Origin of the sequence: Pseudomonas sp. RW10S2 (genome assembly GCF_014268985.1) — a bacterium.
Lineage (GTDB): Bacteria > Pseudomonadota > Gammaproteobacteria > Pseudomonadales > Pseudomonadaceae > Aquipseudomonas > Aquipseudomonas wayambapalatensis.
This window is the reverse complement of the sequence record NZ_JABWRO010000017.1, coordinates 1-17,676: the sequence shown is the minus strand read 5'-3', so window position 1 is coordinate 17,676 and position 17,676 is coordinate 1. Positions and strand designations below refer to the sequence as shown.

The window sequence follows — 17,676 nt, the reverse complement described above, 5'->3', positions numbered from 1 at the left end:
ACAGCGCTGTTCACCAAGCGTGCAATCAACGTAACGGCAGCTTGAACACCCTGCGCAGACGTCGCCAGCCCAGCACGACACCACTGAGCGCGATTACCAGGCCACCGATGCTCATGGTAATGAGCAGGCTCTCTCGCAGCAGCGGCCTGGCCAGCAGAGGTTGCCAATCCCAGCTGTGCAGCAGGTTGAACAACCAGCGGCCGACCCGTTGCGTGCGGTCGAAGCTGACCACCACCTCGCCGCTGGCCGGGTCCAGGTATACCCACGTGCGCGCAGGGTCAGCGAAGTGCAGGCCCAACACGGGCAGTGGGCGCATCTGCAAGCCGTACATGCTTTGCGGATCACGGGCAAAGTAGTGGAAGTCGTAGGCGGTCTGCCAGTAATCCTCGACAGCGCCTCCCGGCGCGATGGCCTGGGCGGCGGCCAGCAGCCGCTGCCTGGACAAGGCTCGCTTCGGTGCCATGCCGGCTTCGACCAGGCGGCTGTCGCCGCTGGCGCTGCGTGCGACCACGAACGTGACGCCAGCGAGCCGCTGCCATTGCAGCTCGACCGGGACGAATCCATCCTCCTCGGCCAGGCGCGCCATGACCTGGCGCAGCGGCATGGCGAAATCGTCGGGGCGCAATGGCCCTTGGCGCAGGGCCGACAGGTCGAGGCGCGAATGGCTGTTGGTCAGGCCCCAGGGGCGCATGGACATCAGCCCACTGAACACCCACAACACCAGCATCACGCCGAACAACAGCCCGCCGATGTGATGCCAGCGCAACCAGCCACCGGGGTAGGGGCTGCATGACCCGCTGCGATAGCGTTTGCGCAACCGCAGGCGCAGGACCCCCACCGTCATGCCCAGGACCGCCATGAGCGTACCGAGCAGGGAGAGACCAATCACCAGCGTGCGCCAGCCATTGTCGAAGCCGAATCCCCCTCGCAAGGGATACAGCCAGTGAAGCCAGGCACCGACCCAGTTCCAGGCGCGCTCCTGGGCGGTGGCGTCGCGCACCACCTCGCCGGTGCGTCCGGACAGGTACAGCCAGGTACCGGCAGCATCCGCTACCTGCACTTTGTGCAAGGGCCGATCGCTGTCCAGGGCGCGTGAGTGGGTCCACATGTCCTCATCCACGGTTCCCAGGTACGTCAATGCCGCGTCACCGGCATACTGTCGAGCAGTGGCCAGCGCCCAGGCGGCATCGCTGCTGGCCAGCGGCTCACCGCTGGCAGCATCGAGGGTGACGCGGCGGCCGTCGGCCAGTTCCAGTAGGTAATACGGTCGCCCGCCCAGGCTGGTCAGGCGCAGGGCTTTCATTGGCTGCTGCGCCCAGCTGGCCGGCAACTCGGCGCAGCACCCTGCCGGCAACGCCGGCAGATGGCCCAGGCGCTCAGCCGGGGTCAGCTTGGGGTAGCCGACATACAGCATGACCACCCCGGAGACGAACCACAGCGCCATGAACAGGCAGGCGACGATGCCCAGCCAGCGGTGCCAGAGATACAACTGGCGCTTCAGGCCCATCAGTAGCGCCACTGCACAGCGACTTCCAGGCTGCGCGGTTCACCCAGGTAATACTGGGTGTTGGTCTGGTGGATGAAGCGGGCGTAGACCTCGTCGGTGAGGTTGCGCAGGCGGGCGCTGACCTGCACGTGCTTGTCCAGGTCGTGGGTCATGGACAGCCCGTAGACGGTGTAGGACGGTACCCACGCGGTATTGGCGGTGTTGGCGTACACCGACGACACGTAGCGGGCGTCGGCGCCGACCTGCCAGCCCGGCGCCAGGTCGTAGGTCAACCACAAGTTGGCCACGCGGTCCGGGATGTTTACCGGGTTCTTGCCTTTGCGCGAATACACCACACCGCTGATGGTCTCATTGAACTCGTCATACTCGGCATTCACCCAGCTGAAGTTACCTGCTGCCAGCAGCTTGGGCGTGACCTTGAACGAGGCCGCCAGCTCGATGCCGGTGGAGGTCTGCTGGCCAGCCTGCTCGGTGGTGTTTGGCACGGTCGAGGAGGGCACCGAGATGTTCTTGCGCACGATCCGGTAAGCCGCTGCGGTAGCCGTGCCGCGTCCGTCGAGGAAGTCGAACTTGCTGCCCACTTCAACCTGCCTGCCGGTGCTCAGGTCGAAGTCGCCTACCTGGCTGATCGAGGCACTGGTCAAGGTACCTCCCGGCGGCTCGGCCGAGGTGCTGTACTGGGTGTACAGGCTGATGCTGGAGGTCAAGTCGTAGACCAGGCCCAGGCGCCCGGTGATGGCGTCCCAGCGCCGGTCGAGCTTGGCGCGCGCCACATGGTCGACCACGTCGAAATCGATATGGTCATAGCGCAGCGCAGTGATCAATGACAGTTGGTCGGTCAGGCGGGTGCGGTTCTCGATGAAGGCCGAAGTGGTGTCGGTGGTAGTGGTGCGGCCCTTGGTCATGGGTGCGTCCATGCCGGGGATATCGAGGAAGTGCCCGGGCTCGAAGCCGTTCGGGTCGACCGTGTCGAACGCGCCCTTGGACAGCGGGTAGTTGGTCTGCTGGTTGGTGTTGTAGTCCATGCCGAATGCCCAGTCACTGGCCAGGCCGAACAGCTGGCCCTGGTGGGTCAGCTCGACCTTGTCGCCGTTGACCTCCTGGTCGTGGCGCTGGCGGTAGCCGCCGGAGCGGGCGATGCTGGTGTTGCCGGCGTTGTAGCGGTACACCTCGAGGTTGCGGTAATCGCGCTGGCCGTTGTAGTGGTAGAAGGTATTGCGCAGTTGGGTGTTGTCGTCGAAGCGGTAGTCGGTGATCGAGCGTAGCCAGCGGGTGCGCTGCTCGTAGCGACCGTCCTCGACGTTGTAGTTGTTGAAACGGTTGTGCTTGTCAATGTGCAGGGTGCCCACCAGTGGCTGCAACACCGGCGTGCCCCAGTACGGGCTGTCTTCCTTTTCTTCCAGGTATTCGATGGCGAGGGTGTGCGAGAGCTGGTCGTTGATATCGCTGAGCAGCGAGAAGGCCAGGTTGCCGGCACCGTTCTCCTGACGGTCGATGTAGCCGTTGCTGCTGGTGCGGCTGTAGTCGAGCCGCGCGTAGTGGCGTGGGCCGTCGCCGCTGTTGAGCGCCTTGTTGAAGCCGACCGAGGTTTCCATCGTGTCGTAGCGCCCGTAGCTGACGCGGCCTTCGAAGGTGTCCTCGTCGCGGTTGGCCAGCTTGGTGATCATGTTGAGGCTGCCGCCGACGGCGCCGCTGCCGTTGAGAAACGACGAGGGGCCGCCGAGCAGTTCGACGCGGTCGTAGATCCACGCACAAACCGGGCGCGCCGTGGCGCCGTATTGCAGGTTGATGCCGTTGAACAACTGACTGACCTGGGCGCCATTGAAGCCGCGGTACGACACGTAGCCGCCCCAGCCGGGCGGTGCCGAGGCGTTGACCCCGGGCAGGGCGTTGGCGGCGTCCTGGAAATTGCGCGCGCCGATGCGCTCCATGGTCTTGCGGTCGGCGACGCTGACCGAGGCGGGGTTCTCGCGGGCGCTGAGGTTGAGCCGCGAGCCGCTTTCGATGGGGCGGTCAAGGTCGAGGCCGGTGGCCTCCTTGGGTTGGTCGGCGGTGGCCGTGACGTTGCTGGCGGGCAGGGTCAGGGTGTCATCCTGCGCCCAGGCGCAGGTTGCGCTGCCAATGAGCAGCGCCAAAGTGGTCATGCGGAACATGCAAGGCTTCCTGGCTGAAATCGGTGAGCGCACGCTTGCTGCCGATCAGGCGGCACTCGGGCGTGGCGATGTCAGAACGCGAGAAGCAAAGCGGGGGACGCGCGGGGATTGACCAGTGGCCAGCGCTGCTTGGGCAGGCGTGGCGTGGGTTGTTTGGGTAAGGGTTTACTCGACTCGCGGGCAAGCAGGGCCAGCAGGCCGAAGAACACCGCCAGCAGGGTGGCGCTGAACAGGCTGGCGATCACGCAGTCGCCGCCGGCGGAAAGCACCGGGTCGGTGGTGTCTTGGTCGCCCTTGAACACGCCGCTGCTGTCGGCCGAGCACCAGGCAGCGTCATCCAGGCCAGCCAGGCGCAAGCCGGCCATCTGCCCATGGCCCATGGCGCACAGCAACGAACCGAACAGGATGCTGAAGTACAGCAGCCAGGCAACGTGCGCTTTTTGATGGCGGGCCAGCATCATGGGCAAAGCTCGGGTGGTGGAGAGGGCTGATCGGCGACGAATTCTACAGGTTTTGCGGTATCTGAAAAGTAGGATGGTGCGTCAGCGAGCACTCAATTGGATGCATTAGAGCTGTGTTGATTGGGCATCGTGCCCACAGCCTGTCCTGGATTGGTCAGAACGTTGAAGGACTGGCATGAGCTGGTCGGTAACGCTGGCTACGCGCTGATTGGCATTCATGCTTGCGCAAGCCAGCAAAGCACGCAATGAATGAGCGGTCGTCCGCTGACGACCGCTCATTCACAACAGTTGACGAGGTTAATCCTTGGTGAGCGCATCCTTGACATCACCGACTACTTGCTGTGCTTCCCCTTTTTTCTCCTGCAGTTTGCCTTTTAACTCGAGGTCCGTGTTCCCGGTGGCCTTGCCTACGGCTTGTTTGACCTTGCCGACAGCCTCGTTAGCCATGCCTTTAACTTTGTCCGAAGCGCTGCTCATCATTTTTCTCCTGCGACAATCATCAGTGAAACGTGGGTTGGAAGAACCGTGCGTGCATCGGTTGAGTTGCATGTCATTCAGCGATGACACGTGTCTTGCGTGACAACAACGCGAAGCGGCCGACTGCAAAGCTCAAGGCAGCACCGATCAGAAGCGTTACCAGGGTGCCCCAGGCGGCTTTCGATACGTTGCTAGCAGCGACTTGAGCAGCTTCGCGTGCCTGCTGCTCTGCCTGTTCTTTCAGAGCCTTCACCTGTTCAGCCGCCTGTTGATAAGCGCGGGCGTAGTTATCAACCACTTGCTCGGCCTCTTGCTGACTCTTTCCGGTGCGCGCAGCGACGATATTGACCAAGGCTTCCTTGTCTGCCGCACTCAGAGCAGGCTCACTGGCTTTGCGTACTCGCTCGAACCACTGCTTGAGCTGGTCGATCGTCAGGGTCGGGTTTTCGGCTGCGACTTGACCCGCAGACTCACCTTGGGCTTGAAGCTGATCGGTCTTTTGCTCCAAGGTCGAGGGGTTAAGTTCAGCCTTGCCGGACTGCTCAAGCGTTTTGTTCAGCTCAGCTTCCAGGCTGTCCCAGTCAAGCGAGATACCCTGTCTGTTCAGTTGCTCCTTGATGCCTTGGCCAACACCAGGCGCAGCAGCAGCGACGCCATCGGCTGCAAGCGACAGGCCTTTGCCGGCAATGTTGCCTGCGGTGCCGACCACGCTACCCGCCAAAGAAGCCAGCAGCCAGGTAGCCATCAGCGTGGTCAGCGTCCAACTCAACAGGCCATGCAGGCCTCCTCGGGTAGGGGCGGTACGGCCGGCCACCCAGGCGCCGGCTGCCACGGAGATCACCGTGCTGATGAACAACCAAACCCCCGCGCCCGTACCGAAGCCGCGTAAGGGATTGCCTTCAGCCATAGGGTCAACGGCCCCGGCGCCGATGGCCGTTCCCAGCACACTGAGTATCAGGTAGCTGGCCAAGGCGATGGCGCCGCCTGCGAACACGGCGCTCCAGGATACCCTCAGCGTGCTGACAGCGTTGGCTGGGGTGGTCACATACGATTCCGTCATCTATGCATCCTCGAGAGTTTGGACTGGCAGCACCAGCAACTGATACCTCTGGTGCAACGTCAGGGCCAGTTTGCAGGTCTCATGCAAGGCTGTAATGGCGCATCTGCACCTGATCGACTAGTGCATTGGCACCACCCTTGGCCTGGTTGCAGCGATTAAGCTCCAGGTAACACCGACATGCGCAATGGAGAACTGCCATGAGTGACGCCGTGCTCGCACGCGAGACCAACCGCCGCCAGCTTCAGCAAATCATCGCCGGCTTGTCCGATGGTGTGATCCTGCTGGAAGTCGACCAATCGATAATCTGGGCAAACGAAGCGGCCCTGCGCATGCATGACGTCGACAGCCTGGAACAGCTGGGCAGCAACGCTGAGGGTTACCGCGAGCGATTCACGTTGCGTTACCGCAACAATCACCCGCTTGAACCCGAGCAGTACCCTATTGCCCGGGTGGCCGCTGGAGAGGTCTTCAGCGATGTGATGGTAGAGGTTACGGCCGTTGGCGAGGAGGAGGCGCGCAGCCGGGTACACAGGGTGCGCAGCATGGTGCTGGCGGACAGCAAGGGCGACGCTGAATCGCTGGTGCTGATCATCGCCGATGCCACTGAATGGGCCAGCGCCGAGCAGCGCTTCGAAAAAACCTTCAATGCCAACCCGGCGCCTGCGGTTATCTGCCGGCTCAGCGATCTACGTTTTATCAAAGTCAATCAAGGCTTTCTGGAAATGACCGGCCATGTGCGGGATAACGTCATCGGCAGGTCTGTCTATGAGGTAGATGTGCTGGAAAACGCCGAGCGCAAGGAATTGGCGATCGAGCGCCTCATAGAGGGGGCAACTATCCCGCAGATGCAGGCTGAATTGCGCTTGCCGGATGGAGGCACGAAGCTGGTCATCGTGGCGGGACAACCACTGGACATGCATGAGGAAGATTGCATGTTGTTCTCATTCACCGACCTTGAGCCCAGGCGCAAGGCGGAAAATGCACTGCGTCAGAGCGAGGAGCGCTTCGCCAAGGCGTTTCGCCTGAGCCCCGTGCCTACCTTGTTGTGCAGCGCTGACAGGCAGCAACTGATCGATGCCAACGAAGCCTTTCTCGACACTCTGGGGTACACCGCACAGGAACTGCTAGGCAAAACGGTGGCTGAAATCGATTTCATGGACGATAGCCGCATTACGGCTCAGGTGTTCGACGTGTTGGAAAAAACAGGGCGCATTGAGGGGCTGGACCTGAAACTGCGTAAAAAAAATGACGACCGACTCCACTGCGTCCTGCAAGCTGACACCGTAAGTCTGCAGGACACTCCATGCTACCTGCTAGTCATGATGGATATCACCGAGCGCAAACGTTCGGAACTCGAGCTGGTCGAGGCGATCGAGACAGTCATGCAGGATGCATCGTGGTTTAGCCAAACCCTGATAGAAAAGTTGGCCAATGCCAAGCGCATTAACACAGGCCGTTTGCCTGATGCGTCGTTTACCAACCTTACGCGAAGAGAGCGTGATGTGTTGGCACTCATTTGCGAAGGTCTTGCCGACAAGGAAATCGCAGCGCGGTTGAACCTGGCACTCAACACCGTGCGCAACCATGTAGCCACAGTGTATTCCAAACTCGACGTACACAGCCGTAGTGAGGCGATCGTCTGGGCTCGGGAGCGAAGATTGTTTGCAGGGTGAATGCGTGCGTTTCAAGATGCTTGGTTCGACAATGCACGTCATCGGTAGGGCTGGTGCGTTGTCTTGGTTTTCCAATAATCTGCGGCTGAAAATCGGTCTTTTCGGCGTCCCCAAGCCGCCCATTTCCGGCTGATGGGCAACTTGTTCAGAGTTTCCTTAACCGCTATCTGGAGCTCTACGGCCAAGTCCGTATGGCTGAGATGCGTCGCGAGAAGAATCTGCGTACCTTGGTTGGTCGTTGGTGCGGGTTCGAATCGCAACATGAGCCGGTCCTTTGAACACGTAGGCTGGAGGGGAGGAGGAGGGTGATGCCTGTTCGTGATCGGCTGATTGAGTCACGACGAACCTTCTTGACTGTCAAGTCGGCCCCAAGCTGCCGAGGCACGCTGTGCGTTATGGCGGTTCGTAGACTCGGCCAGATAACGACGTGGCCTCGCCGAGGTCTCAGTCCAACCGCAGACTCGCCGGAGTTCGCCCGTGGCGCGCTCCATGCTGCTCGACCAGGTAAGCCAAGAAACGGTCGGCGAACGTTCGCTCTGGATGTAGTGCTCGTAGACCTCATGCAGCTGCGCAGAAACACCTACGGTTCGTCCGTGGGTTTTCAGCGCAGGCTCTTCAGTACGCGGGTTGGCGGGGTCATGTTCGCGGTCATTGGTGGTGACATAGGCGTGCTTAGAACCTTAGGCGCGGCGTTATCAGCCTGCAAGAGCAGCGGTACACGCTGACCTGAAGAAAGACGGCACTGAATCAGATTCATCGGCAGCCACCTAACTCTATGGTTCACCATGAACGCCAAGGCCATACAAGGCTCATGAACATTTATTACATAGCACATGATTTAACATAATATACATTATGCGCACCTTCGTATGGAGCTGCCGGGGCGTGGGTTGGCCAGATCGGAAGCCAGATCGCACTGCGATTTTCGCGGACGCGAAAAAACGACCCGCTCGGCCGGCACCAGGTGTTGCTACTAGCAACACCAAGCAGATCTAAAACCAGTCACTGCACACTGCTCGGCGCCAAGGTTTTCACGGTGAAAACTCCACGGTGGAACTCCAGATCTCAGATCGCACTGCGATTTACGCGGGCGCGAAAATTACGGTCGCTGTTGGCTCTTAGATCGGCGTTGTGTCATTTGGTCCAGCACCTGATCCAGATGCGGCGCGAGCTTCAACACGTCCAGGTCTACGGCTTGAACTGAACCGGCTTCGTACGGATACCGCGTGCCGACGAACAGATTCGAGGCAGTACTTATCCATTTTTCCAACTCGAAGCCAGGTGCCAGGCTCTGCGAAATGGCACGAAGCTGGCTGGCCAGCTCGGCAGGAATCGCGTTGTACAGATCAAACAGGCCGTGCCCATTACCAGGTGGCCTCAGGCGCAGTCGCAGATGCCCTTCAGGATCATATTCAGATCTGGGGTAACGAGGATCAGCCTCAACCAGAAGCGACTTGAAAAAAAGCTCACAAGCCAGCGCCGAATTCATGATGGCGGGCCAGTAAAGACTCGGGTCACGGTCACTTTGCGCCGTAACCTCAAGGATTTGCGCAGCTCGCAGAAACGCCCGTGCTTCCTCGATAACCCAGGTACTGGGCAGTGGTTCGTAATCCATCTGATAGCGCCTTTTAAGTGAGCCGCGCGCGGAGGTGTTGCTAGTAGCAACAGCCTCCGAATCGCATGGTAATGAAGAAATGAGCCTGGTACCCTGCCCTTATAATATGACTAAAAAGAATAACTATACTAAATATTCATTTAGTCGAGTTATAAATGAGATTTTTGCTCAACACCACATCCCTCTTCAATCTAGAGCTTGGCTGGCGCCCCGGCGCCTTCAACGTCCAGTCCAGGGCTTCGATATTCAGCGTTGTCATGCCGTGCCACCTCAGCAAGGCACCGGCCGGCTGGCCGGTGCAACAGTCTCAGAAGCTGTAGTCCGCCGTGACGAAGAACGAACGTGGCTCGCCCAGGTACCACTGCCGGCCATTGTTGTCGGTGCTGGTGGCGTACTGGCGGTCGAACAGGTTGTTCAACTGCAGGCCCAAGGTCAGGTCCGCTTGCACGTGCCAGTCGAAGTTGGCATCGACCACGGTGTAGCCTGGCACCTTGACGGTGTTGGCGTTGTCCGCATAGCGGCTGTCGACGTAACGGGCCCCGGCGCCTGCGCTGAAGCGCTCGCCGAAGTCCTTGCTGAGCCACAGGTTGGCCGTGCGCCGTGGCACGTTGATCGGCCGGTTGCCCGAATAGTCGTTGCCAGCACTGGCGAACTCGTCGTACCTGGCCCGTACCCAGGCCGCGTTCGCCGACAGTTGCAGGTCGTACGGCAGGCGCAGTTCCAGGGTCGCCTCGAGGCCATCCGATGACTGCTGGCCTACCTGCTGTTGCAAAGTAGGGTTCAGTGGGTCGGTGCTCAGCAACTTCTTCTTGACGATGTGGTACGCCGCCAGCGTCCACTCCCCTCGCCCTTCGGGCAGCATCTGCTTGATGCCGACCTCGGTCTGCTTAGCCGTGCTCAGGTCCCATTGCTGCTGGGCGGCGTTGAGGGTCAGCAGGTTGCTCACGCCCTCGGTGCTAGTGGCGTACTGGCCGTAGACCGACAGGTCCTCGGTCAGGGCGAACACAAGCCCCGCCCGCCAGTTGTCCCCCGACAGGCTGCGGTCGCTGCGGGTGTCGGCGAGCAAATCCTCGCGGTTCAGGTGCACCTGATCACGGCGCACGCCGGTGATCAGCGAAAGGCGTTCGGTCAACTGCGTGCGGTTCTCGGCAAACAGCGAGAACTGCCGGGCCTGGTTGGCTTCGCGGCTGCGGAACGGGTCGTTGCTGATGTACTCGCCACCCCCGGAACCGGACAGCGGCACGGTGTCGCTCAGGGTGTTGCCGAAGTCGTGCTTGCGCACGAAACGGATGGAGTTGTAATCGGCGCCGACCACCGTCTGGCTGTCCAGGCCAAACAGCGAGTGCTGCAGGGTGAAGGTCTGGCGGTCGCCGATCTGCTCCTCGGTCTGCTTGATGCTGATGAAGTTGCTGCGCAGGATCTGGTCACCCGGTTGCCAGGTGTAGCTTTCGGCATTGCGCCAGCGGCGCTGGACCTTGAGGAAGTACAGCTGGTTGCTGGCGCTGAGGTTGTCGTTGATCTGCCAATCGGTGACCAACCGCGTGGACTGGTCGTTGTAGTGCACTTCGGCATTGTCGACGTTGTAGTTGTGGTCGCGCAGCGACTCACGGAAATGCCCGTTCACCAGCGGCGTGCCGAAATACTGCTGCGGGTCCTGGTCGGCGTAGTCATGGCTGAGGGTGACGCTCAGGTCGTCATTCGGCTGCCAACGCAGCGAGCCACTGAGGGCGAGGCTCTGCGAATCGCCACGGTCGACCCAGCCGTTGCTGGCCAGTTTGTTCAGATTCAGCCGGTAGCTGAGGGTATCGCTCAGCGAACCACCGCTGTCCAGGGCCATCTGGCGACGATCATCGGAGCCGTAGCCCAGGCGCAGATGGTTACGGATCTCACCCTCGAACGGCTTTTTCGGCACCACGTTTACCACCGCGCCGGTGGCGCCTTCGCCGTACAGCACCGACGCCGGGCCACGCAGGATGTCGATACGCTCGACCGACCAGGTGTCTACCGGGAAGGTGACCGTGCCCGCACCGACATACAGGCGGGTGCCGTCATACAACTGCATGGTCGAACTGTGCCCGGTAAAGCCCCGCGCCGACAGGGCCGTGCCGCCGTTGCCGGGTGTGCCGATGAAGGTGATCCCGGGGGAGCGGGTCACCGCGTCCTGGACGCTGGCATTGTTGCGCTCGAGGATTTGCGCCGAGCTGATGCTGGTGACACTGGCAGGCGTCTCCAAAGCAGTGAGATTCAGGCGCGAGCCGCTGGTGGTCGGCGTATGCAGGTCTGGCTGAGGGTTCACCACTGCGACACCGGTCACATCGGTGGCCGGCAAGGCCAGGGCTTGATCGGTTTCGGCGGCCTGGGCCGAAACGCACAGCAACAGGCAGGGCGCCAGGCTGGCACGCAGCACAGAAGCGGGCAAAGGACTGAACAGCGAAAGTCGGGACATGTCGTTCCACTTGAAGCAGGAATGGAAGAAGCCCGGAGGGATAAACGCACAGGGAAACGCAGGCGTGCGCCTACGCAAACCGGCCTGCGCCCGCCCACCGCGGGTTGCCTATACATGCTTCAGGCCGGTCTCCGGGCTCGCGAGGGTCATGAAGCATTCACCTTCCCATGCCAGGGCACAGTGGTCTTTCGAATGCTTCGCTCGCATACCGTTGCGGGGGCAGCGCCGGACTGATCATCACGCGATGACGAACCGGCTTCCCGTTTCACCCCTGGCTCGACGGCAAGGGGCACCTGAAACAGGCGCGCAGGGGAACATCAAAGGGCCGCTACGTCAAGCGCAGGCGGCAACCCAAGGGACGGGCTCACTCACCTTCCCCACGCCGTGGCGCCGGAAGGACATGCACATGCCCATGCTCGACTCCACGCTCCACCGTCAATTGTCGGGACAGGCGCTCGAGTGCCCCGCTCGGCCCTTGCAGCACGGAAACTTCCAGGCAATGGCCGGCATCCAGGTGCACGTGCAATGTCGAGCGCGTCAGTTCATGGTGGGCATGCAGGGTCTGGTTGAGGCGCTTAGGCAATTCGCGGCTGGCGTGGTCGTACAGATAGCTGACCACCGCCACGCACGGTGCCTCGTCGGGCAACGCCTCGGCCTCGCGCAGGCCACTGCGCAGCAGATCGCGAATGGCCTCCGAGCGCCCTTGGTAGCCCTGCGCGTCCACCCGTCGGTCGATGAGATCGAGCAGCTCTTCGTCCAGCGTGATGGTGATCCGTTGCATTTTGTAACTTCCAGTAAGATGATTTTACATAGACATCATACCCACCCTTCTTTAGCCTACGGCCTCCGTTGAAGTGGGGGACGCAGTGTGAAGCAGCAGCCTGGCAAACGAAAGCCCGCCCTGTGGGGCATCCTTTGGCTCGCGGCGAGCACCTTCGCTCAAGCCGCCGACACCCAGGCGCCAAGCCCGACACTGGTGTACTCCTGGCCCGTCAACGCGGGCCCGCTCGACCCGCGCGGCTACTCGCCGAATCAGATGTACGCCCAGGCAATGGTGTATGAACCACTGGTGCGCTACACCCACGCCGGCACTGTCGAGCCGTGGCTGGCCACCGGTTGGAAGATCTCCGAAGACGGCAAGACCTACACCTTCACCCTGCGCGACGGGGTGCGCTTCAGCGATGGCAGTGTGTTCAATGCTGCGGCCGCCAAGGCCAACCTGGATGCGGCCCTGGCCAACCGCCAACGCCACCGCTGGATGGAATTGGTCAGCACCCTCGACCACGTAGAGGCCCCTGATCGGCTGACCTTGCGCCTGGTGCTCAAGCACCCTTACTACCCCACCCTGATGGAGCTGGCCCAGGTTCGCCCGCTGCGCTTCGGCGCGCCTGCTGCCAAGCCTGGGCAGCCCGTCGGTACCGGGCCCTGGGTACGTGCCGAGTCTCGTCTGGGCGAGTTCGACCGCTTCGTGCGCAATCCGCTGTACTGGGGGCCGAAGCCGGCCTACGGCGAAGTCATGGTCAAGGTCATCCCCGACCCCAACAGCCGTGCGCTGGCGCTACAGGCTGGTGAAGTGGATTTGATCCAGGGCGCCGCAGGCGAGATCACCGCAGGCACCTTCGTGCGCCTGCGCGACCAGGGCTATGCCACGGCGCTGTCGGCGCCACTGGCTACGCGCACGCTGGCCATGAACACTGGCCGTGGTGCCACCCGCGACCTGGCGGTGCGCCAGGCGATCAACGAGGCGGTGGACAAGCAGGCAATCATCGACAAGATCCTTTACGGCCTGGAGCCCAAGGCCGACACACTGTTCGCCAGCAACATGCCGTACGCAGACATCGGCCTGAAACCCTACCCGTACGACCCCGCTCAGGCGATGCAGGAATTGGAGGCCGCAGGCTGGACACTCGCCCCCGGCGCGTCCGTGCGCAGCAAGGGCGGCGAGCCACTTACAATCGAACTGGTGTTTCTCGGCACCAGCGCCCTGCAGAAAAGCCTGGCCGAAGTGCTGCAAGGCGAGCTGGCCAAGGTCGGTATCCACATCGAACTGCGCGCCGTGGAAGAAGGTGGCTTGGTTCGCCGCCAGCGCGATGGTGATTTCGGCATGATCTTCGCCGATACCTGGGGCGCTCCTTACGATCCGCATTCGTTCGTCAGCTCGATGCGCTATGCCGGGCATGCCGACTACATGGCCCAGCGCGGCCTGGCGATCAAGGACGAGCTCGATCAGCGCATCGGTCAGGTACTGGCCAGCACCGACGAGCAACAGCGCGCCGAGCAGTACCGCTTCATCCTCACCACCCTGCACGAACAGGCGGTGTACCTGCCGATTTCGCACCTCACCGCCATCAGCGTGCGACGTGACTCGGTGGCGCATGTGCAGTTCGGCAGCACCTTGTTCGATGTGCCGTTCGAGGCCATGACACCGAAGCAGGAGCCCTGACATGCTGCGCTACATAATGATGCGCCTGGTGTTGCTGGTGCCAGTGATGTTCGGCGTGTCGCTGCTGGTGTTCGTGTTGCTGCACCTGGGCAGCACGGACCCGGCGCTGGATTACCTGCGCCTGTCGCACATCCCGCCGACCGATGCGGCCATCGCCGAAGTGCGCCACACCCTGGGGCTGGACCGGCCCTTATACGCGCAATACCTGAGCTGGCTGTGGAACGCCCTGCACCTGGACTTCGGGATCTCCTACCTCACCGGTCGGCCGGTGCTCGATGACCTGCTTTACTACCTGCCTGCCACCTTGCAACTGGGCGGCCTGGCCCTGGCTTGCACACTGCTGCTGTCGATACCACTGGGGCTGATGGCGGCGCGCTGGCAGGGCCGCTGGCCCGACCATGCGGTGCGCGCGGTGACCTTCCTGGGCGTGTCGATGCCCAACTTCTGGCTGGCATTCTTGCTGATCGCGCTGTTCTCGCTGTGGCTGGGTTGGCTACCGCCACTTGGGCGCGGCACGGCCGGGCACTTGATCATGCCGGTGCTGGCCATTGCGCTGATGTCGATGTCGATCAACGCCCGCCTGCTGCGCGCCAGCCTGCTCGAAGCCAGCGGCCAGCGGCATGTCACCTATGCCCGCGCCCGCGGCCTGCCCGAGCGTCAGGTGTGGCGCGACCATGTGCTGCGCAACGCCTGGCTGCCCTTCGTCACCGCCACCGGCATGCACGTCGGCGAGCTGATTGGGGGCGCGCTGGTGATCGAGACCATCTTCGCCTGGCCCGGCGTGGGCCGCTTCGCCGTCTCGGCGGTGCTAAACCGCGATTTCCCGGTGATGCAGTGCTTCACCCTGCTGCTGACCGGCTTGCTGATGGTCTGCAACCTCGTGGTGGACGTGTGCTACGCCTGGCTCGACCCGCGCAGCCGGTTGGAGGGCGCAAGCGCATGAGCACGCTCCCGCTAATTCGTCGACCGACATTGGCCGGTCATGCTGGCCTGGTTCTGGGTTCGGTGCTGGTCGGCCTGCTGGTGCTGCTGGCCCTGTTCGGCCAGTGGCTGGCGCCACACGATCCCGACCTGGTCGACCTCAGTCAGCGCCTGATGCCACCGGACGCCAGCCATTGGCTAGGCACCGACCACCTGGGCCGCGACCTGCTCTCACGCCTGATCGTCGGCACCCACCTGTCGCTGGGCAGCGTGATGCTGACCCTGGCGCTGGTCGTGGCCCTCGGCCTGGCCGTGGGCGGCGTGGCCGGTTTCGTCGGCGGGCGCACCGACCTGCTGCTGATGCGCCTGTGCGACATGTTCATGACCTTCCCGACCCTGGTGCTGGCGTTCTTCTTCGTCACCTTGCTCGGCACTGGCCTGACCAACGTGATCGTCGCCATCGCCCTGTCGCATTGGGCCTGGTACGCACGCATGGTGCGCGGCCTGGTGATCGCCCAGCGCGGGCGCGAATACGTACTCGCAGCACGGCTGGCCGGCGCCTCGCGCTGGACCCGCCTGCGCCAGCATGTGCTGCCCAATATCGCTGGCCCGCTGCTGGTGCTGGCGACCATGGACATCGGGCACATGATGCTGCACGTCTCGGGCCTGTCCTTCCTGGGCCTGGGGGTGACGCCACCGACCGCCGAATGGGGCGTGATGATCAATGACGCCAAGGAGTTCATCTGGACCCACCCACAGCTGCTGCTGTTGCCAGGGCTGATGATCTTCTTCTCGGTGATGGCCTTCAACCTGCTGGGCGATGCCCTGCGCGACCGCCTCGACCCGACCCGGGAGCACCACTAGATGACCCCCTCGACCCTTGAAGTGCGTGACCTGCGCATCGAGGCCCAAGCCGGCCTGCTGGTGCAGGGCGTCGACCTGCAACTGCGCCGCGGCGAAGTCTGCGCCTTGGTCGGGGCCAGTGGTTCGGGCAAGTCGCTGAGCTGCCTGGGCATGCTCGACCTGTTGCCGGCCGGCGTTGCGCGCGCGCAGGGCCAGTTGCTGCTCGACGGCCAGCCAGTGAGCGCCGCCCAGGCACGCGGCCGCCTGGCCAGCCTGGTGCTGCAAAACCCGCGCAGCGCCTTCAACCCGGTACGCGACATGGCCAGCCATGGGCTTGAGACGCTACGCCTGCGCGGCACCACCGGCGGCGCAGCCCGCGAGCGCATGGCAGAGTGCCTGAGCGGCGTGGGCCTGGCAGATCATGCGCGGATCATGCAATCGTTCGCCTTCCAGCTCAGCGGCGGCATGCTGCAACGCATGATGATCGCCCTGGCGCTGATGGCCGAAACTCCGTTCCTGCTGGCCGACGAGCCCACCAGCGACCTTGACGCCGTGAGCCAGGCACGTTTTCTCGATGTGCTGATGGAGCTGGTCGAGCGGCATGGCCTGGGCGTGCTGCTGGTCACCCACGACATGGGCGTGGTCGCCCGCTGCGCCGATCAGGTAGCCGTGATGGACGCTGGCCGCATCGTTGAACGCCAGCCCGTGCACGCGCTATTCGAGCACCCGGCCAGCGCCACCGCTCGAACCCTGCTCGACGCCCACCAGACCCTCTGTAGGAGCCACCTATGAGCCTGCTGCACGCCCACAACCTGAGCCATCGCTACCGTACCGGCGGGCTGCTGCACAGACGCGGCTGGCTCCAGGTACTCGACGGCATCGACCTGCAGTTGCAGGCGGGCGAATCGCTCGGCTTGCTGGGCAGCAGCGGCAGTGGCAAAAGCACCCTCGCCCGCTTGCTGCTCGGGCTGGAAACCCCAAGCCAGGGCCAGGTGACCTTCGCCGGACAGCCCGTCAGCCAACTGCGCGGCGAACAGGCACGGGCCTTCCAGCGCACCGTGCAGTTGGTGTTCCAGGACGCGCCGGGCGCCTTCAACCCGCAGCGCAGCGTCGGCTGGAGCATCGCCGAGCCGCTGCGTCACTTGAGCGATTTGAATGAGGCTGCCCGCCACGCGCGGACCGCTGAGTTGCTGGAGCAGATGGGCCTGGGCGCCGAGCATGCAGAACGCCTGCCGCAGCAGCTCAGCGGTGGCCAGCTACAGCGGGCCAACATTGCCCGCGCACTGGCGATCTCGCCAAAACTGGTGGTGCTCGACGAGGCGCTGTCGAACCTGGACCGGGTCCTGCAACTGCAACTGCTGCAACGCCTTGATGCACTGCGCCGCGACAACGGCACTGCGTTCGTGCTGATCACCCATGACCTGAGCCTGGTGCGTTACTTCTGCCAGCGGGTGGTCGTGCTGGACGCAGGGCGCATCGTCGAGGATCTTATGGTGAGCGGTGACCTTTCGTTCGACCACCCCGCCGGACAGCAACTGCAAGCCGCGGTGCTGCCTGAGCGCCCAAGAAAGACCACCGATCAGGTCAGTAGATCTCTCGTATGAACAATTGAACGTTTTTGGTCCTCATCACCAGTGGGTCGAGAACGAGCGGTCAGCACTGAACGCTATCGACCCATTGCGGCTGTTGGAGAATAACGCATGTAGCAAGGCCGACACGCACTCTGTGGGAGCGGGGTTATCCAGGCGTCGAACCGCCGCGAATCAAGCGCCGCGGTGGATGGCGCCGGCTATGCCGGTGTTCGCGGTAAATCCGCTCCCACAGAGTGAGGTTGTGCCCACCGGCCGATTCGGGTCGGAAGTTGCCACTCAGTGAAGGTGATGAAACCGCATGATAAAACCTTAACCTTCCTCACCGCGTGGTTCATAAAGGCTGCGCGGCCAACTTGGAGTCCGGACAGTGAGACGCGCCGCCGGGAAACACTGTCACTATCGAAAATGCATGGCATCGAAGTCGGTGCTAGTGCGCTGGCTAGGTAACCTGCGATGTGTAGTGGTCAACTCATCCCGGACACGGT

Annotated in this window: 14 protein-coding genes and 1 riboswitch; of the genes, 6 read left to right on the top strand and 8 right to left on the bottom strand. The window is 62.7% G+C overall.

Going from position 1 to position 17,676, the window contains the following annotated elements; translation table 11 throughout:
* Positions 1–25 precede the first annotated feature (25 nt).
* From HU729_RS06030 to HU729_RS06010, 5 genes are all read right to left on the bottom strand, one after another.
* Positions 26–1,501, bottom strand: coding sequence for a PepSY domain-containing protein (locus tag HU729_RS06030; RefSeq protein ID WP_238348319.1), 1,476 nt, complete (start codon positions 1,499–1,501; stop codon positions 26–28).
* 5 nt (positions 1,502–1,506) lie between these two features.
* Positions 1,507–3,660: a TonB-dependent receptor gene (locus tag HU729_RS06025; protein ID WP_186709026.1), complete on the bottom strand. Its 2,154-nt coding sequence runs from the start codon at positions 3,658–3,660 to the stop codon at positions 1,507–1,509.
* Between the two features lie 71 nt (positions 3,661–3,731).
* Positions 3,732–4,121: a DUF2946 family protein gene (locus HU729_RS06020; protein WP_186709024.1), complete on the bottom strand. Its 390-nt coding sequence runs from the start codon at positions 4,119–4,121 to the stop codon at positions 3,732–3,734.
* A gap of 297 nt (positions 4,122–4,418) precedes the next feature.
* Positions 4,419–4,598, bottom strand: a complete 180-nt coding sequence (locus HU729_RS06015; RefSeq protein WP_186664783.1) for a CsbD family protein — start codon at positions 4,596–4,598, stop codon at positions 4,419–4,421.
* Between the two features lie 73 nt (positions 4,599–4,671).
* On the bottom strand, positions 4,672–5,658 hold the full coding sequence (locus HU729_RS06010; RefSeq protein ID WP_186664786.1) for a hypothetical protein: 987 nt from the start codon (positions 5,656–5,658) through the stop codon (positions 4,672–4,674).
* Positions 5,659–5,855: 197 nt separating this feature from the next.
* Here HU729_RS06010 and HU729_RS06005 point away from each other — a divergent pair, with 197 nt between their 5' ends.
* A complete protein-coding gene (locus HU729_RS06005) occupies positions 5,856–7,331 on the top strand; it encodes a helix-turn-helix transcriptional regulator (protein ID WP_186709022.1) in 1,476 nt (491 codons plus the stop codon).
* Between the two features lie 1,099 nt (positions 7,332–8,430).
* Here HU729_RS06005 and HU729_RS06000 read toward each other — a convergent pair.
* From HU729_RS06000 to nikR, 3 genes are all read right to left on the bottom strand, one after another.
* Positions 8,431–8,946: a hypothetical protein gene (locus HU729_RS06000; RefSeq protein ID WP_186709020.1), complete on the bottom strand. Its 516-nt coding sequence runs from the start codon at positions 8,944–8,946 to the stop codon at positions 8,431–8,433.
* A 307-nt stretch (positions 8,947–9,253) separates the two neighbouring features.
* A complete protein-coding gene (locus tag HU729_RS05995) occupies positions 9,254–11,392 on the bottom strand; it encodes a TonB-dependent receptor (protein WP_186709017.1) in 2,139 nt (712 codons plus the stop codon).
* Between the two features lie 104 nt (positions 11,393–11,496).
* A riboswitch (cobalamin riboswitch) is annotated at positions 11,497–11,704 on the bottom strand.
* Positions 11,705–11,756: 52 nt separating this feature from the next.
* Positions 11,757–12,173 (bottom strand): nickel-responsive transcriptional regulator NikR, encoded by a 417-nt coding sequence (gene nikR / locus HU729_RS05990; RefSeq protein WP_186709014.1) that lies wholly within the window; start codon positions 12,171–12,173, stop codon positions 11,757–11,759.
* 87 nt (positions 12,174–12,260) lie between these two features.
* On the opposite strand from nikR, the gene nikA reads away from it, so the two are divergent.
* From nikA to nikE, 5 genes are read left to right on the top strand one after another with little or no spacing between them, the layout of a single operon-like run.
* Positions 12,261–13,835, top strand: coding sequence for a nickel ABC transporter substrate-binding protein (gene nikA, locus HU729_RS05985; protein WP_186709011.1), 1,575 nt, complete (start codon positions 12,261–12,263; stop codon positions 13,833–13,835).
* A 1-nt stretch (position 13,836) separates the two neighbouring features.
* Entirely contained in the window at positions 13,837–14,778 is a 942-nt protein-coding gene (gene nikB, locus HU729_RS05980; RefSeq protein ID WP_186708999.1) for a nickel ABC transporter permease subunit NikB, read from the top strand.
* On the top strand, positions 14,775–15,620 hold the full coding sequence (gene nikC, locus HU729_RS05975; RefSeq protein ID WP_186708997.1) for a nickel ABC transporter permease subunit NikC: 846 nt from the start codon (positions 14,775–14,777) through the stop codon (positions 15,618–15,620). The genes nikB and nikC overlap by 4 nt, the downstream gene beginning before the upstream one ends.
* On the top strand, positions 15,621–16,391 hold the full coding sequence (gene nikD / locus HU729_RS05970) for a nickel import ATP-binding protein NikD (protein WP_186708995.1): 771 nt from the start codon (positions 15,621–15,623) through the stop codon (positions 16,389–16,391).
* Positions 16,388–17,203, top strand: coding sequence for a nickel import ATP-binding protein NikE (nikE, locus tag HU729_RS05965; protein WP_186708993.1), 816 nt, complete (start codon positions 16,388–16,390; stop codon positions 17,201–17,203). The genes nikD and nikE overlap by 4 nt, the downstream gene beginning before the upstream one ends.
* Positions 17,204–17,676 lie beyond the last annotated feature (473 nt).